The organism is Cupriavidus basilensis OR16, assembly GCF_000243095.1.
Classification (GTDB): domain Bacteria; phylum Pseudomonadota; class Gammaproteobacteria; order Burkholderiales; family Burkholderiaceae; genus Cupriavidus; species Cupriavidus basilensis_D.
The window spans coordinates 1-15,165 of record NZ_AHJE01000036.1 but is presented as its reverse complement, the minus strand read 5'-3'; the positions used below and the strand labels follow the sequence as shown (position 1 = coordinate 15,165).

Sequence of the window (15,165 nt, the reverse complement as noted above, 5' to 3'; positions counted from 1 at the left end):
GCTAGCCGGGAGCCCGTCATGCCTTGAAATCCCAGCTCATCTGCTCGAGCAGGCCGACGCCGCGCGAGGTGCGCATGCATTCGCTGACGTAGTCCGTGATCGACAAGGGCTCGAAATCGATCTCCTCCCGGATGCGCCCGTTGTCAAAGACATAACCGAGCTCGGCAAAGCCCGCGTACAGGCGCAGCGCGCGCTCGATCAGGCGCCGGTTGCTGATGCGCTCCGTACGCGCCACGTCGCTCGCCAGGCCGGGCAGTTCGCTGGCCGGGCACCTGCGGTAGGCGGGCACGCCATCGCTCAAGGCAGCCTCGTCCATGGCGGCGATCACCTGCGCGATGGTGGGTGCGCGCTCGCCAGCCGAGAGATGATAGGCATCGAAGCCCAGCTCGGGCTTTACCGCTAGCCGCAGCAGCGCCCGCGCGCAGTCGTCCGCCGCGATCACGTCGATGCGGGTATGCGGGCCCGCGGTATAACGGCGCGACTGGTGGATGATCCGGAAGAGCCAGAAGATACTGGCCGAGGGCTGCGTGCCCAGCACGGTGTGGCCCACCACGATGGAGGGGCGCGCCACCACCAGCGGCAGGTCGGGGAAGCTGCTGCGCAGCAGTTCCTCCACTTCCTGCTTGCTGCGCGTGTAAGGCACCAGGTGGCTGGGATAGCTGGTGCCCCCTTGACCGGCGTCCCGCTCTGAAATCCTCGTCCCGCGCTGCGTGCCGCAGGCCATCGCGGTACCGACATGGATGAAGCGCCGCAAGGCCGCGCTGGCGGCAAAGCGCGAGGCAAAGCGCAACGTATCCCCCACGTTGACGCGCGTGACCTGCGCATTGGCGGAAAACGAGGCCATCGCGGCGCAGTTGATGACATGGGTGACGCCAGCCAGCCGCGCCTGTGCGGCTGGCGCGAAATCGCTGTCCAGCGCGCCGAGCAACACGTTGTCCTCGGTCAGCCATTGCACGCGGCTGCGCAACAGGCCGCACTGGATGGCGTTTTCGCGCAGGCGAGCCAATGCGTCCGCGGCATCCACGCCGCGCACCAGGCAGAGCAAGCGCCGTGCAAGGCCAGCGTTGATGGCGGCCACCATCACATTGCCGCCGATAAAGCCGGTGGCGCCGGTCAACAGCAGCGCGCCGACGCCGGGCAGGCGCCGGTCGCAGGCCCGCGCGCGCGCGGCAAGATCCTGCGCGGGCAGGCTGGCGTGCCAATCCCACATCATGGCGTTCTCCTCAGAACGTGTAGTTGATCGAGCTCATGCCGAAGTACGACTGCTTGCTCTGCACGATCGGGCTCTTCGCGGCATCCCCGAGCAAGCGTGTCGCCGCCACCAGGCTGCACACCGACCACGCCTTCGAGAGCGTGTAGTTCCATGTGAGCGACAGCGTCGCGGCATCGAAGCCCGCCTTGGGGGCGTACTGGCTGAAGGCACTATTGGCGGCCTGTGCATCGGTCACGCCGAAGAGGGTCTGCATGTAGCGCCCCGAGCCGTAGTGCACGCTCGGCCCCAGCGTCACCAGGTGCGCGCCCGACTGGACCACCGGCACCACCAGGTCGATGTGCCCGCTTAAGCCACGTTCGCGATGCGTCAGCGGCGCGTCCAGCGTCACGCTCAGCGTGGTGTCGCCGTACACGCGCGCGCCGAGCTGGAACGCGCCCATCAGCGAACCCCGGATATCGCCCATGCCCTTGAGGTGATCGGAGCCCGGCAGGTCCACGCGGTTCTTGTCGGTACGGCCCAGCGCGTAGCCGAGCGAGGCCGTGGCGAACATGCCGTTGCCGAACTTGTAGGTATAGCCAGCGCCTTGCAGCACATCGATGAAGGCACCATTGCCGAAGTCGGCGCGCAGCACCGGCGCGCCCACCGCCCGGTAGTCGCGGCTGCCCGCGTAGCGCGGCGCGGCACCGGCGGCCAGGCCAATGGAATAGGTTCTCTCCGCGTGCGCCGCCGGGCAGAGGCTTGCCAGCGCGGCCACGAGAAACGCGCCCTTGCATGCCACCGGCAACCTTGCCACATCCCATTGATTTCTTGCTCGCTGTTCCACGGATGCTCCGCCTTGATATCGAAGCACGCAGATTAGGGATGGCGCCCCGGGCTGTCTGTCCTGAAATCGCGCGAAATCTTGTTCAATTGTGCAAATTTGTCTTGAAGCGTCTCGGGCAGCCAATGGGGGACGCTGGCCGGATAGAATCGGCACTTTTCTGCCCACGGGAGCCCTGTCATGAGCGATGCCATGGCCAAATACAAGGTATTGCTGGTCGAGGACGATGATCGCCTCGCGCAGCTTGTCAGCGAATATCTGGGCAACTACGAGTTTGTGGTGGAGGTAGTGCGGCGCGGCGACATCGCGGTAGCCGCGGTCCAGGCCGTCCGGCCGGCGCTGGTCATCCTCGACCTGATGCTGCCGCATATGGACGGCATGGAGGTTTGCCGCGGCATTCGCGCGTTCTCGCGCGTGCCCGTGCTGATCCTGACCGCGCGCGTCGATACGTATGACCAGGTGGCGGGGCTGGAGATCGGCGCCGACGACTATGTGGTCAAGCCCATAGAGCCAAGGCTGCTGGTGGCGCGCGCCCGCGCCCTGCTGCGGCGCGCCGCCGCAGAGCGGGTTGCCGAGACCGCCGCGCCCGCGCAACGGGACCATGAACTGGTATTCGGCGCCCTGGTGATCTCGCCGCCGAACCGGCAGGTGACATGGCGCGGGCAGGAAGTAGACCTGAAGACCACCGAGTTCAACCTGCTGCTGATCCTGGCGCGCGCCGCCGGCACCGTGCTGAGCCGCGACGACATTCTCAAGGCATTGCGCGGCATCGAATTCGACGGCATCGACCGCACCGTCGACTCCGGCATCTCGCGGCTGCGCCGCCGCTTCGAGGATGCCTCGCCCGAGCCGCACAAGATCAAGACCATCTGGGGCCGCGGCTACCTGTTCAGCCCCTCGGCATGGGAGGAATGAATGGTCCGCTCGCTACTCAAGCTCTATCTGCTGGTGATCCTGGCCGCGGCCGCCGCGGTGACCGCCATCAATACCACCTTCATCCCGCTGTTCCATGAGCATTTCACCGCGACCGAACGGGAAAACCGCAGGGGCTATGCCTTTACGCTATCCCAATACCTCGGGCCGCAACGGGGCAAGGACCGCGACGCCGCGCTTTCCATCCTGCAAGAGCAGGCGCGCGAGAAGTTCGACCTGGTGGACGCCGCCAGCCTGACCCACCTCGATGCACAGCAGCTTGCCGACCTTGCCGCCGGCAAGCTCGTGCTCGGCTACGACGCCAAGGATTACTACCTGCCGCTGCGCGACGGACAGATCCTGCACGCGCTCAGCGAGGAAGAAGACCACACCAACATCTCCGTGCTGGCCTATGCCTTGATCGCCCTGGCCACCTTGCTGTCGATCATCGCCTGGGTGTGGTACCACTGGCGCGACCTGGACAAGCTGCAGCAGGCGGCAAGGGATTTCGGCGGCGGCAAGCTGTCGACCCGGGCCAACCTGCCAAGGCGCTCCAACATCGCCGCGCTGGCGACGCAATTCAATGAGATGGCCGAACAGATCGAGGCGTCGATCGTGCACCAGCGCGAAATGATGCACGGCATCTCGCACGAGCTGAAGACGCCAATCGCGCGGCTGGAGTTCGGCATCGCCTTGCTGCAGTCGGCCGGCACCGGCGACGCCGAGCGGGCGCGCCAGGCACTGCGGCTGGAAGACCTGCGCCGCGACGTGCGCGAACTCGACGAGCTGGTCACCGAGCTGCTGACGCTCGGCCAGCTAGAGCAAGGCGCGGCGCCGATGATGCTGATGCGGGTCTCGGTCAGCGAGTTGATCGACAGCGTCGCGGCCAGCCTGGCCGACGAGGTGGCCGACAACAAGCTCACGCTGTCCGTGCACGTCACCGGCCCCCGCCCCCACCACGTCTGCGATCCGCGGCTGGTGGCCCGGGCCCTGCTCAACCTGTGCCGCAACGCCACCCGCTATGCCCGCAGCGCCATCCACCTGCGCGCCGAGACCGACGCGGCTGGCCGCTTGCGCCTGACGGTGGAGGACGATGGCCCTGGCATTGCGCCGGAGGAACGCGCTCGCATTTTCGAGCCCTTCCATCGGCCCGATTCCAGCCGCAACCGCCACACCGGGGGCTTCGGCCTGGGGCTGGCCATTGTGCGACGCATCGCGTTGCTGCATGGCGGCCAAGTGGGGCTGGACAGTGGCAGCGAGGGCGGCGCGCGTTTCGTGATCGCCTTGCCGCCCATGGACGAGCGCGCCATGCCCGGCAAGCCGTCGATTTGAGGAGCCGCCAATGAAATGGTCGACGATCCTCGCCGTGCTGCTCTCGTGGATGGGCGCGTGCGCCGCCGCTGGCTGGCTGGCGATGGCGTTCTCCGGCCTGATGCCGCAGTAGTGGCGTGGCAGTGACGTAGTCTGCCCACGCAACAAAACAAAAAGCCCGCCGGGACTGCTGGCGGGCTTTTTAGTAGAATACGTCTGGTTGCGGGGGCAGGACTTGAACCTGCGACCTTCGGGTTATGAGCCCGACGAGCTGCCAACTGCTCCACCCCGCGTCAGAGGGGCGTACTATACGCCACCCTGACGGATTTGCAAAGCTTTTCCAGCACACTTTCTTGACAGCGTTTACGTAAACGTGTAAAAGCAAGTGGGCGCATTCTTTGCGCTCAAAAAAGGATTTTTCCATGGAAACTGGTACCGTCAAGTTCTTCAACGCCCAGAAGGGTTTTGGCTTCATCACCCCGGACGCTGGTGGCAAGGACTTGTTCGTCCACATCTCTCAGGTTCGCGGGGGTGCTCCGCTGCAAGATAACCAGCGAGTGCAATACCAGTCGCAACAGGGCAAGAAGGGTCCTGAAGCGGCCAATGTTTCCCCCGTTTGAACCCGCCGCTTTGCGGCAAAGCTAAAGGACAGAATTGACTAAGATCGTCTTGAAACCAGGTGAGCCCGTTGAAGTTGCAATGCGGCGTTTCCGTCGGGCCATCCTCCAGACCGGCCTGATCGTTGAACTCAAGAGCCGTACCGCTTACGAGAAGCCCACGACCGAGCGCAAGCGCAAGAAGAAAGCCGCGGAATCGCGCCTTCGCAAGCGTCTGCGCATGCAGATGTTGCCGAAGAAGATGTACTGATTCGGCACAGCAAGCGGCGAGCGCGCTTCGACGCGTTTCTGCCGCAGGCCGCATAAATCCGCCAGTCATTGCCTGGCGGATTTTCTCGTTTTAGCGGCACCGCCGGATGTCCGGCCCTCTGTGGCCAGACACCCGCCGACCGGCCCTGATATCGCCCTGCCCTTCGTTCTACCCGGATCGAGCGCGGCCGGCGAATAGCTCCCGCTCGCCTTTTGCGCGCGACGCAGCTGTCACTTTTACCCCTCCCGACTTTTTTGCCTGGCCCCGGACACCGCTGCGTCTTGCCGCCGCATTGCGTTTGACGTTTGACCTCGCGCGCCTGCGCGCTGGCGACCGTAAAAAAGGCCGCGCAATGGCAGCCCGCACTGCCTGCAGGGCAGCGGCTACATCAGGCCCCCCTCAGCTGCGCGCCGCAATCAGCGCACCTGCGCCAATCAGCGTGATGCCGCCCGCGCGCTGCACATTGGCCTGCGCGCGCCGGGTGGTGAGGCGCGTGGCCAGCGCACGTGCCAGCAGCGCGTAGATCGCGGCGTTGGCGGTCGCCATCACCACGAAGGTGGGAATGAGCACTACGGCCTGCGGCCAGAAGGCCAGGCGCGCGTCGAGGAACTGCGGCACGAAAGCCACGAAGAACACGATGCTCTTGGGATTGAGCGCGGTGACCAGCCAAGCCTTGGCAAAGCGCTGGCGGCTGCTGCCCGACTGGGCCGTGACCGCCATCGCGCCAGCGCGCGAAGCGCCGCGCAGGGCCTGGATGCCCAGGTAGACGAGGTAAGCCGCGCCAGCCCACTTCAGCGCCGTGAACAAGGCTGCGGATGTGGCCAGTACCGCGCCAAGGCCAGCCATGGACAGCGTGAATGCGGTCAGGTCGCCCGCGGCGACGCCAGCCACGGTGGCATAAGCAGAGCGGCCACGATGGGCAAGCGCATCGCCGATCACCAGCAGGATGGTCGGGCCGGGAATGATCAACACGACGATACTTGTCAACACAAAGGCCAGCCAGTGCTCGAAGGACATTGCGACTCCAGGTTTCGTTGATGGGTCACACTACGGGTGACGCGCAAGTATAGGCAATACAGCCTGCCGCTGGCAGCGGCGTCGGCCCGGCCTCGTATCAGCCAGCCGGCATCGGAAAGACCAGGCAGGTGGTAGTGGCATAAGCGTACAGCTTGCCCTGCGTGTCGACAATGCGGCCCTCGGCAATGCCGATCTGCGTGGTCAGGCTGATGACCTTGCCCTCCGCACGGATAAGCTTGCCGGCCAGCATATCCTCGAAGAACTGCAGCCCGGCACGTTCGCTCAACTGCGCGAGCGTTGCCACACCCGGCCCTCCCAGCCTGGCGCGCGCCAGTCGCTCGGCTTCCTGCCACTGTGCCAGTGTGTCTTGCGCACTCATCTGCTTTGTCTCCATGATCCGCTCCGATCTGCTTTTGTGTGCCGCGCACGCAGCAACGCCTGCCAGCATGCGCGCCCCCGCGCGAACCAGCACGATAACCGCATCCGCGAACTCTTGCTGCGGCGCGCCACAAAGCATCCGCGCTACTGCCTGCATAATGGCGGATATTGCGCCCGCGGCGCGCCTGACTCCCGCTCCTGCCTTGACTGCCATTCTTGAACTACGCAATGTAAGCAAGCGATACGGCGACACCGTCGTGGTCGACGATCTCAGCCTGAGCGTGCAACGCGGCCAGTGCTTCGGCCTGCTGGGCCCGAACGGCGCCGGCAAGACCACCACGCTGCGCCTGTTGCTGGGACTGACCACGCCGGCGTCCGGCACGCTCACGCTGTGCGGCGAGCCGATTCCGCAACGCGCGCCGCAGGCTCGCATGCGGGTGGGCGTGGTGCCGCAGTTCGATAACCTCGATCCCGATTTCACCGTGGTGGAGAACCTGCGCATCTTCGGCCGTTACTTCGGCCTGGAGCGCGCCGTGATCGAAGAGCGCGTGCCGGCGCTGCTGGAATTCGCGCGGCTGGAGAGCCGTGCCCAGGCGCAGGTACGCGACCTGTCGGGCGGCATGCGCCGGCGGCTGACGGTGGCGCGCGCCTTGATCAACGACCCCGACCTGCTGGTGATGGACGAGCCAACCACCGGGCTGGACCCGCAGGCGCGCCACCTGATCTGGGAGCGCCTGAAGTCGCTGCTGGCCAACGGCAAGACCATCCTGCTGACCACGCACTTCATGGAAGAAGCCGAACGTCTGTGCAACTACCTGTGCGTGATCGACAGCGGCCGCAAGATCGCCGAAGGCAAGCCGCATGAACTGATCGACAGCCAGATCGGCTGCGACGTGGTGGAAGTGTATGGCGACAACCTGGAACCCCTGCGCAGCGAACTGCACCCGCTTGCGACGCGTACCGAGATGAGCGGCGAGACGCTGTTTTGCTATGTAAAGGAGCCAGCGCCATTGCTGGCGGCGCTGCACGGCCGCAGCGGCGTGCGTTACCTGCACCGCCCCGCCAACCTGGAAGACGTCTTTCTCAAGCTGACCGGCCGCGAGATGCGGGACTGAGGCCAGACTGACAACGGAATGAACATGAGCGAACAAGACCCCCGCCCCGCTGTCCCGCCGGCCGCCACCACCGCTGCGCGGCCTGGCGCCGCGCAGCGGCAGCATTACCCGCAACCGCTGCTGCCAATGAACATGCGCAACTGGACCATGGTCTGGTACCGCAACTTCATGGTGTGGAAGAAGCTGGCGATTCCCTCGATGATCGGCAACCTGGCCGATCCGATGATCTACCTGTTCGGGCTCGGCCTTGGGCTTGGCCTGCTGGTGGGGCAGGTCAACGGCGTGTCCTACATCGCCTTCCTCGCGGCCGGCACCACGGCGTCCAGCGTGATGATGTCGGCGAGCTTCGAGTCGATGTATTCCGCCTTCTCGCGCATGCATGTGCAGCGCACCTGGGAAGCCATCATGCATGCGCCGCTAACGCTCGGCGACGTGGTGCTGGGCGAGATCATGTGGGCCGCCAGCAAGGCGGTGCTGTCGGGCCTGGCCATCATGCTGGTGGCCGGCGCGCTGGGCTACGCGCGGTTGCCGGGCGCGTTGCTGGCGCTGCCCGTGATCGTGCTGGCGGGCATCGCGTTTGCCAGCCTGGCCATGATCGTCACGGCGCTGGCGCCCAGCTACGACTTCTTCATGTTCTACCAGACGCTGGTGATGACGCCGATGCTGCTGCTCTCCGGCGTGTTCTTCCCGCTGGAGCAATTGCCCGCGGGCGCGCAGGCCGCCACCCAGGTGCTGCCGCTGGCGCATGCCGTGGCGTTGATCCGTCCCATCATGCTGGGGCGCCCGATCGACAACCTGGCGCTGCACCTGACCGTGCTCGGCGCATACGCGGCCGTGGCGCTGGTGGTGGCGCTGATGCTCCTGCGCCGACGCTTGCTGCGCTGAGGCCAAGAGACGGGATTGCCGCACGCTCCCGCGCCGAATAGGGATCCGGGCCCACTGACGTAGCGGTAGCGGGCGCTTAGGGAAGAGTATGATGCCGGGCACGGTGCAAGGTGTCCGGTGTACCCGGATACCCAAGGCCGGCCGCCCATATCCCCCACAGCCCGCGAGGGCAAGCAGTGTCCATGCCATTTCCAATGAACGTCCGCATCGCGCCAGCCGAGAGCGTTACGCCAGAGCGCGCTGTCGTGCCTGTGATCGCGCGCGCTGCAGCCACGCTCGCCGCGCTCGGCCTGTGCGGCGCACTGGCCGCTTGCAGCGTAGTGGGCGCCACCGTCGCGGTGGGCAGTGCCGCGGTCTCTACCGTGACTACGGTCGGCTCCGCAGCCGTGAGCGTGGGATCGACCGTGGTCGAGACGACCTACGATGTGACCAAGGCCGGGGTCAAGGCAGTGGCCGGCAGCGGCGATCAAGCCGTGCCGGCGCCATGAGCGCCAGGCCGCCTGGCGCTCATGGCGGCATAGCTACTTAGCCCTGCAGGCCGCGCAGCAGGTCCGCCTTCAAATCCGCCACCGATTCCAGGCCGACCGCCAGGCGGATCAGCCCTTCGCTGATGCCCGCTGCCGCCTTGGCTTCCGGGCTGACGCGCGCATGCGTGGTGGTATAGGGATGGGTCACGGTGGTACGCGTGTCGCCCAGGTTGCCGGTGATCGAGCACACACGGGTGTTGTCGATCACGCGCCAGGCATTGGCGCGCTGCTGCTCCGGCGACGCCCCCTTGAGTTCGAACGAGACGATGGCGCCACCGCCGCTTTGCTGGCGCTGGGCGACTTCATATTGCGGGTGGGACTTCAGCGCCGGGTGATACACGCGCGCAACCGCCGGATGCGACTCCAGGAACTCGGCCAGTGCCAGCGCGCTCTGGCTGTGGCGCTCCATGCGGATCGCCAGCGTTTCCATGCCCTTGAGCAGCACCCAGGCGTTGAATGCCGACAGCGTCGGCCCGGCCGTGCGCACGAACGGGAACACCTTGCCCATGATGAAATCGTGAGAGCCCAGCACCGCGCCGCCCAGCACGCGGCCCTGCCCGTCGATATGCTTGGTGGCCGAGTGCACCACGATGTCGGCACCGAACTTCATCGGCTGCTGCAGCGCCGGCGAACAGAAGCAGTTGTCCACCACCAGCAGCGCGCCGGCGTTGTGGGCGATATCCGCCACCGCGGCGATGTCAGCCACTTCGGTCAGCGGGTTGGACGGCGTCTCCAGGAAAAACAGCTTGGTGTTCGGCTTGACCGCCGCGCGCCAGGCCGCCAGGTCGGTGCCATCCACGAAGGTGGTCTCCACGCCGAACTTGCCGAAGATGTTCGAGAACAGCGTCATGGTCGAGCCGAAGATGGCGCGCGAGCTGACGAGGTGGTCGCCCGCCTGCATCGACGACATCACGATCGACATGATCGCGCTCATCCCCGACGCGGTCGCCATGCACGCCTCGGCGCCTTCCAGCGCGGCCAGGCGGCTCTGGAACATCGCCACGGTGGGATTGGTGAAGCGCGAGTACGTGAAGCCCGACTCCGAATTGGCAAAGCGCTCCGCGGCCTCGGCAGCACTGTTGAAGCAGAAGCTGGAGGTCAGGTACATTGCCTCCGAGTGCTCCATGAACTCGCTGCGCTTGGTGCCGGCGCGCACGCCGAGCGTATCGATGCCGAGGGAGTCGAGAGGAAGCGGTTCGTTCATGATGGGAGGCGGTAGTACCCGCGCGGTTATCTGTGTAAGAGGTTGCTTGTGTTCTTTGGGATAGGCCCCGCGCTGCGGCGGGAATCCGGCTTGCCATTGTGCCCGTGGTGCGCACTACCGGGAAGCCGGCGTTCCGCTTTAGCTGTTTCGGGCTTTTCCCTGTGACGGGCAATTTCCTGTTCCGGGATCAACGATCAACACCGCGCTCCGGCAGGACCCGCGTCCGCAAGCTGACAATCAAATCGACGCCCGGCAATGTTACGGCCGGGCCTCGCTTCTCGTCAACTCCGCGGCACTATTTGCGGGCGTCGCGGACGCGCGCCGTCTTACTCGTTGCCGCCTGAACGCTGCAAGTGCAGTTGCGAGCGCTCGCCGTCGCCAAGGCCACCAGTGCCGTCGCGATCAGCCTGGCTGCGCGCGGTTTCCAGGCGCTCCAGGTAGGCTTCGTCGATATCGCCCGTGACGTAGCGGCCATCGAAGCACGAGGCATCGAAGTCGTTCAGCTTCGGGTTGATGTCGCGCACGGCCTGCTTCATGGCTTCGACGTCCTGGTAGACCAGCTTGTCGGCGCCGATGATGCGGGCAATTTCTTCATCCGTGCGGCCGTAGGCAACCAGTTCGCTGCGGGTGGGCATATCGATGCCGTACACATTGGGGAACTTCACCGGCGGCGCGGCCGAGGCGAAGATCACCTTGTTGGCGCCAGCTTCGCGCGCCATCTGCACGATCTCGAAGGACGTGGTACCGCGCACGATGGAATCGTCCACGATCAGCACGTTCTTGCCCTTGAACTCCACGCCCATGGCGTTGAGCTTCTGGCGCACCGACTTCTTGCGCACGGCCTGGCCGGGCATGATGAAGGTGCGGCCGATATAGCGGTTCTTGAAGAAGCCTTCGCGATAGTTCACGCCCAGCTTGTTGGCCACCTGCATGGCGGCCGGACGGCTGGAGTCGGGGATCGGCATCACCACGTCGATGTCGCCGGCGGAGACTTCGCCGCGAATCTTCTCCGCCAGGTAGTCGCCCATGCGCAGGCGCGCGTCGTACACGGGCACGCCGTCGATGCACGAATCCGGGCGAGCCAGGTAGACGTACTCGAAGATGCAAGGCGTCAGCACCGGATTGTCGGCGCACTGCTGGGTGTAGAGCTTGCCGTCGAGGTCGATGAAGATCGCCTCGCCGGGCGCCACGTCGCGCTCGAGCTTGTAGCCGATGCCTTCGAGCGCCACCGATTCCGACGCCACCATCCATTCCTTGCCGGTCGGCGTTTCCACGCTGCCCAGGCACAACGGACGGATGCCGAACGGATCGCGTACGGCCAGCATGCCATAGCCGGCGATCTGCGCGGCGATGGCGTAAGAACCACGCACGCGGCGGTGCATGCCGGCCACGGCCCTGAAGATCGTGGGGGGATCCAGTGCCATGCCGCTGCTGGCGCGCTGCAGCTCGTCGGCCAGTACGTTGAGCAGCACTTCGGTGTCGGAGTGCGTGTTGATATGGCGGCGATCGCGGCTGAACAGCTCCTCGTGCAACTGCTTCCAGTTGGTGAGGTTGCCGTTATGGGCCAGGATCACGCCGTAGGGCGCATTGACGTAGAACGGTTGGGCTTCTTCCTCGCTCGAGGCCGAACCAGCGGTAGGGTAACGCACCTGCCCGATGCCGGCGGCACCAGGCAAGCCGCGCATATTGCGCGTGCGAAACACGTCGCGCACCAGGCCGTTGGCCTTGTGCATGTGGAAGGTGCTGCCGTTTGCGGTAGCGATGCCGGCTGCATCCTGTCCGCGGTGTTGCAACAGCAGCAGGCTGTCGTAAATCAATTGGTTAACGGGCGTGGATGAAACCACACCGACGATACCGCACATGCCAAGCTCCCAGGAAAGGCGTTTGAATCAGGGGGCGGCCCCGCCCTGCAGGGAGGAGCCCGCGTACTTCCAGCCGGGCTGGTCTGCCCGGCCTCATGTCATGTCTTGACGTACTTGGCGACTTCGGGAGGCAGCCAGGGCCGCAGCGACTCCATCGCCTGCATCACGTAGGGCCGGGACAGCGCATCGCGCCAGAATGCTTCCTCAGGCAGCTTGGTGAACCCGGCCACGGTCACCACGAACATCACTACCAACGCGCCGCGCAGCAGCCCGAACACCAGCCCGAGGCCACGGTCGGCGGGCTTGAGCCCAGTGCGCTCCAGCAACTGGCCCAGCACCGTGCCGGCCAGTGCCGCGGCGATCACGGTGCCGATGAAGACCACCGCGAAGCCCAGTGCGCTGCGCGCCAGCTGCCCGCCGGGCACCGATTCGGGAATCCAGCCAGCCGCGGTGCCCGCGAAGTGGTAGGCCACCAGGAACGCCACCACCCAGCCGATCAGCGCGAGCACTTCCCGCACCAGCCCGCGCAGCACGCCGATCAGGCCCGAGGCGATGAGGATGAAAACAACGCTGTAATCGAAAAAAGTCGGCTGCATGCGAATACGGTGTCCCGGTGCGGCGGCTGGGTGGTGAGGATAGTGGGGCTCATGGGGCAACCAGCCCGCGCCGGGCATTACTGTTCGACCACCTTGGCGGTCAGGCCCACGGCGCGCACCCGCTTCTCGGCGGCGTCAGCCGCGTCGCGATCCGAAAAAGGGCCGGCACGCAGCAGCACACGCTCTCCGTCGGCCAGCACCTTCTTCTCGATATAGGCGGGCACCTTGCCGGCCTTGAGCTTGCTCAGCCAGAGCTTGGCCTTATCCTCCGAAGAGAACGCGCCGATCAGCACCAGGAACTTGCCGCTGCCCGGCTTGGCCGCCGGGGTGGCCGGCTTGTCGGCGGCTTTCTCCGCAGCCACTGCCACAGCGGCTGCGACAGTGGCCGCGGCGGCCGGCTTGGCCGCAGCCGAATCGGCAACCAGTTCCTCGCCGGCATCAAGCGCCTGGCTATCGAGCTTGGATTGCGGAGCAGGCGGCAACGGCTCCGCCTTGCGGGCATCAGGCTTCACCTTGCCCGCGGCGCCGGCCGGCCCGCCATCGATCTTGACCGCGATATTGTCGACGACCGGCCTTGGCTGGGTCTCGAAGACGATCGGCAGCACGATGACGGCAGCCGCCATCAGCACCACCGCGCCGATCAGGCGCCGGCGTGCCCGTTGCTTTTGCGGAAACTCCGGGTCAAGCGTGTCGTCCGCGTACTCCTCGGCCAGACGCCGCGACGAAGCGATGCCTGCACCCGGATCCGAACGCGAGCGGCGCCCACGCTCCGGTGCCGGGGCGTTGCCCTTGCGGGAAGAAAACAGCGAAAGCAGGCCCATAGATTGGTTCGGTGCGACGGCCGTAAAACCGGCCGTTGAAATTGTCGCTCAGATTGCGCGGCGATTTGCCCCGGTGTTAGCCCCGGAAAACTGCCCGGCGGCCGCGCGACTCAATTTGCCCGGGTGGCGCGATAAGCCATCACGCCCGCCACGGTGTAGAACGATCCGAAGACCAGAATTCTATCATCCTCGGTCGCTCTCCCGAGGGCATCCCGGTAAGCCGCCTCCGGGCTGGCAAAGCAGGCCGCCGTGGCATCTGGCCCCGGACGGAAACCGCCCTCTTCCAGCTTCTCCAGCAAGTCCGCCGCGCTGGCCGCGCGCGGCGTCGGCAGGTCGGCCAGGCACCAGTGGTCGACCTTGTCGGCCAGATGGCGCAGCACGCCGGCGATGTCCTTGTCCTCCATCGCGCCAAACACCGCGTAGGTGTAGCGGAAGAAGCCCATGTTGTCGAGGTTCTGGCCAAGCGTGGCGGCCGCATGCGGGTTATGCGCCACATCCAGGATTACCGTCGGGCGCCCCGGCATGACTTGGAAGCGCCCCGGCAACTCCACGAAGGCCAGCCCGTTGCGCACTTCCTGCGCACTCACCGGCAGCCGCGGGCGCATCGCCTGCAGGGCAGCCAGCGCGGCCGAAGCGTTGAGCAATTGGTTGGCACCGCGCAGCGCTGGGTAGCCCAACCCGTTGAGCTTGCGCTCGCGGCTGCTCCAGTCCCACTGCTGACGCTCCTGGCCCTTGGAAGCCTGCTGATGGAAGTCCCGGCCCACCAGCCAGAGATCCGCGCCGATCGCCTCGGCATGATCGATCAGCGACTGCGGCGGCACCGGATCCGCCACGATGGCCGGCACGCCCGGGCGGAAGATCCCCGCCTTCTCGTAGCCGATCTTCTCGCGCGTATCACCCAGGTAACTTGTGTGGTCGATATCCACGCTGGTCACGATGGCGCAATCGGTATCGATCACGTTCACCGCATCCAGCCGGCCGCCCAGCCCCACTTCCAGGATCATGGCATCGAGCCCCGCCGCGGCGAAGGCGTGAATGATGGCCAGCGTGGTGAACTCGAAATACGTCAGGCTCACCGGATCCGCAAAGCTGGTCCGCGCCCGCTCCACCGCCTCGAAATGCGGCAGCAACTGCGCGTCCGTGGCGAACTCGCCATTGATGCGCGCACGCTCGTTGAACGCCATCAGGTGCGGCGACGTATGGCAACCCACCTTGTAGCCCGCCTCAAGCAGGATGCGCTCCAGCATGGCGCAGGTGGAGCCCTTGCCGTTGGTGCCGCCGACGGTGAACACCACCGCATCGATACGCAGCCCCAGGGCCTCCTTGACGCGGGTGATGCGCGCCAGGCCCATGTCGATGCCGACCGGATGGGCGGATTCGAGATGGGTTAGCCATTCGGGGAGGGAGGGGAAGATGGGCATGATGGGGAGACGGCGTTAATCGGGGGGGGGGGGGGGGTGGCTAATTGGAGCCGGTTTTGGGGTAAGTGGTTCTTTTTGCGAGGTGGATTGGTTGGATTTAGCTTTACTTGGGGGGATATTGGGGCGGGTTGGATTAAGTCAAAGGCTTGGGGTCAAGGCAACTGCAACTGCAACTACAACTGCAACTTCAGCGGCTTAACGTCAAGGGCAACGGCA

Annotated in this window: 16 protein-coding genes and 1 tRNA gene; 7 read left to right on the top strand and 10 right to left on the bottom strand. The window is 65.8% G+C overall.

Translation table 11 applies throughout. The features are described from left to right. Window positions 1–16: 16 nt before the first annotated feature. Complete coding sequence (locus OR16_RS13805) at window positions 17–1,213, bottom strand: SDR family oxidoreductase (RefSeq protein WP_006158576.1); 1,197 nt, start codon at window positions 1,211–1,213, stop codon at window positions 17–19. A gap of 10 nt (window positions 1,214–1,223) precedes the next feature. Then, a complete protein-coding gene (locus OR16_RS13800; RefSeq protein WP_237717055.1) occupies window positions 1,224–2,036 on the bottom strand; it encodes a MipA/OmpV family protein in 813 nt (270 codons plus the stop codon). Window positions 2,037–2,213: 177 nt separating this feature from the next. On the opposite strand from OR16_RS13800, the gene OR16_RS13795 reads away from it, so the two are divergent. Further along, a complete protein-coding gene (locus OR16_RS13795) occupies window positions 2,214–2,948 on the top strand; it encodes a response regulator (protein ID WP_006158574.1) in 735 nt (244 codons plus the stop codon). After that, window positions 2,949–4,277 (top strand): ATP-binding protein, encoded by a 1,329-nt coding sequence (locus tag OR16_RS13790; protein ID WP_006158573.1) that lies wholly within the window; start codon window positions 2,949–2,951, stop codon window positions 4,275–4,277. A gap of 196 nt (window positions 4,278–4,473) precedes the next feature. Here OR16_RS13790 and OR16_RS13785 read toward each other — a convergent pair. Then, window positions 4,474–4,549: transfer RNA gene (locus tag OR16_RS13785), tRNA-Met, on the bottom strand. A gap of 129 nt (window positions 4,550–4,678) precedes the next feature. On the opposite strand from OR16_RS13785, the gene OR16_RS13780 reads away from it, so the two are divergent. Further along, window positions 4,679–4,876: a cold-shock protein gene (locus OR16_RS13780; protein WP_006158572.1), complete on the top strand. Its 198-nt coding sequence runs from the start codon at window positions 4,679–4,681 to the stop codon at window positions 4,874–4,876. A gap of 34 nt (window positions 4,877–4,910) precedes the next feature. Next, a complete protein-coding gene (rpsU, locus tag OR16_RS13775) occupies window positions 4,911–5,123 on the top strand; it encodes a 30S ribosomal protein S21 (protein ID WP_006158571.1) in 213 nt (70 codons plus the stop codon). Window positions 5,124–5,522: 399 nt separating this feature from the next. Here the strand turns inward: rpsU and OR16_RS13770 are convergent, their stop codons facing one another. Beyond that, window positions 5,523–6,140, bottom strand: a complete 618-nt coding sequence (locus OR16_RS13770) for a LysE family translocator (protein WP_006158570.1) — start codon at window positions 6,138–6,140, stop codon at window positions 5,523–5,525. A 97-nt stretch (window positions 6,141–6,237) separates the two neighbouring features. Next, complete coding sequence (locus OR16_RS40420) at window positions 6,238–6,519, bottom strand: hypothetical protein (protein WP_043419700.1); 282 nt, start codon at window positions 6,517–6,519, stop codon at window positions 6,238–6,240. Window positions 6,520–6,721: 202 nt separating this feature from the next. Between OR16_RS40420 and nodI the strand changes: the two genes are divergently transcribed. The 3 genes from nodI to OR16_RS13750 all read left to right on the top strand — a co-directional run bounded on the left by nodI (window position 6,722) and on the right by OR16_RS13750 (window position 9,006). Further along, entirely contained in the window at window positions 6,722–7,633 is a 912-nt protein-coding gene (gene nodI / locus OR16_RS13760; RefSeq protein ID WP_043419697.1) for a nodulation factor ABC transporter ATP-binding protein NodI, read from the top strand. Window positions 7,634–7,657: 24 nt separating this feature from the next. Then, on the top strand, window positions 7,658–8,518 hold the full coding sequence (locus OR16_RS13755) for an ABC transporter permease (RefSeq protein WP_043419667.1): 861 nt from the start codon (window positions 7,658–7,660) through the stop codon (window positions 8,516–8,518). A 182-nt stretch (window positions 8,519–8,700) separates the two neighbouring features. After that, window positions 8,701–9,006: a hypothetical protein gene (locus OR16_RS13750; protein WP_237717054.1), complete on the top strand. Its 306-nt coding sequence runs from the start codon at window positions 8,701–8,703 to the stop codon at window positions 9,004–9,006. 37 nt (window positions 9,007–9,043) lie between these two features. Here OR16_RS13750 and OR16_RS13745 read toward each other — a convergent pair whose 3' ends face one another. From OR16_RS13745 to folC, 5 genes are all read right to left on the bottom strand, one after another. After that, window positions 9,044–10,249 carry an O-succinylhomoserine sulfhydrylase gene (locus OR16_RS13745; protein WP_006158565.1) on the bottom strand — a complete coding sequence of 402 codons (1,206 nt, stop codon included), beginning with the start codon at window positions 10,247–10,249 and terminating at the stop codon, window positions 9,044–9,046. A gap of 326 nt (window positions 10,250–10,575) precedes the next feature. After that, window positions 10,576–12,111 (bottom strand): amidophosphoribosyltransferase, encoded by a 1,536-nt coding sequence (purF, locus tag OR16_RS13740; protein ID WP_006158564.1) that lies wholly within the window; start codon window positions 12,109–12,111, stop codon window positions 10,576–10,578. A 98-nt stretch (window positions 12,112–12,209) separates the two neighbouring features. Then, window positions 12,210–12,707 carry a CvpA family protein gene (locus tag OR16_RS13735; RefSeq protein ID WP_006158563.1) on the bottom strand — a complete coding sequence of 166 codons (498 nt, stop codon included), beginning with the start codon at window positions 12,705–12,707 and terminating at the stop codon, window positions 12,210–12,212. 77 nt (window positions 12,708–12,784) lie between these two features. After that, the gene (locus OR16_RS13730) at window positions 12,785–13,528 is read right to left on the bottom strand and encodes an SPOR domain-containing protein (protein WP_006158562.1); all 744 of its coding nucleotides are present in this window, start codon (window positions 13,526–13,528) and stop codon (window positions 12,785–12,787) included. 110 nt (window positions 13,529–13,638) lie between these two features. Continuing rightward, a complete protein-coding gene (gene folC / locus OR16_RS13725) occupies window positions 13,639–14,949 on the bottom strand; it encodes a bifunctional tetrahydrofolate synthase/dihydrofolate synthase (RefSeq protein ID WP_006158561.1) in 1,311 nt (436 codons plus the stop codon). Between the last annotated feature and the right edge of the window lie 216 nt (window positions 14,950–15,165).

What these genes read in the sequence shown, in the direction of transcription:
- OR16_RS13805 (WP_006158576.1), bottom strand. Translation starts at nt 1,213, where the DNA reads ATGATGTGGGATTGGCACGCCAGCCTGCCCGCGCAGGATCTTGCCGCG.
- OR16_RS13795 (WP_006158574.1), top strand. Translation starts at nt 2,214, where the DNA reads ATGAGCGATGCCATGGCCAAATACAAGGTATTGCTGGTCGAGGACGAT.
- OR16_RS13790 (WP_006158573.1), top strand. Translation starts at nt 2,949, where the DNA reads ATGGTCCGCTCGCTACTCAAGCTCTATCTGCTGGTGATCCTGGCCGCG.
- OR16_RS13780 (WP_006158572.1), top strand. Translation starts at nt 4,679, where the DNA reads ATGGAAACTGGTACCGTCAAGTTCTTCAACGCCCAGAAGGGTTTTGGC.
- OR16_RS13770 (WP_006158570.1), bottom strand. Translation starts at nt 6,140, where the DNA reads ATGTCCTTCGAGCACTGGCTGGCCTTTGTGTTGACAAGTATCGTCGTG.
- OR16_RS40420 (WP_043419700.1), bottom strand. Translation starts at nt 6,519, where the DNA reads ATGAGTGCGCAAGACACACTGGCACAGTGGCAGGAAGCCGAGCGACTG.
- OR16_RS13755 (WP_043419667.1), top strand. Translation starts at nt 7,658, where the DNA reads ATGAGCGAACAAGACCCCCGCCCCGCTGTCCCGCCGGCCGCCACCACC.
- OR16_RS13750 (WP_237717054.1), top strand. Translation starts at nt 8,701, where the DNA reads ATGCCATTTCCAATGAACGTCCGCATCGCGCCAGCCGAGAGCGTTACG.
- OR16_RS13745 (WP_006158565.1), bottom strand. Translation starts at nt 10,249, where the DNA reads ATGAACGAACCGCTTCCTCTCGACTCCCTCGGCATCGATACGCTCGGC.
- purF (WP_006158564.1), bottom strand. Translation starts at nt 12,111, where the DNA reads ATGTGCGGTATCGTCGGTGTGGTTTCATCCACGCCCGTTAACCAATTG.
- OR16_RS13735 (WP_006158563.1), bottom strand. Translation starts at nt 12,707, where the DNA reads ATGCAGCCGACTTTTTTCGATTACAGCGTTGTTTTCATCCTCATCGCC.
- OR16_RS13730 (WP_006158562.1), bottom strand. Translation starts at nt 13,528, where the DNA reads ATGGGCCTGCTTTCGCTGTTTTCTTCCCGCAAGGGCAACGCCCCGGCA.
- folC (WP_006158561.1), bottom strand. Translation starts at nt 14,949, where the DNA reads ATGCCCATCTTCCCCTCCCTCCCCGAATGGCTAACCCATCTCGAATCC.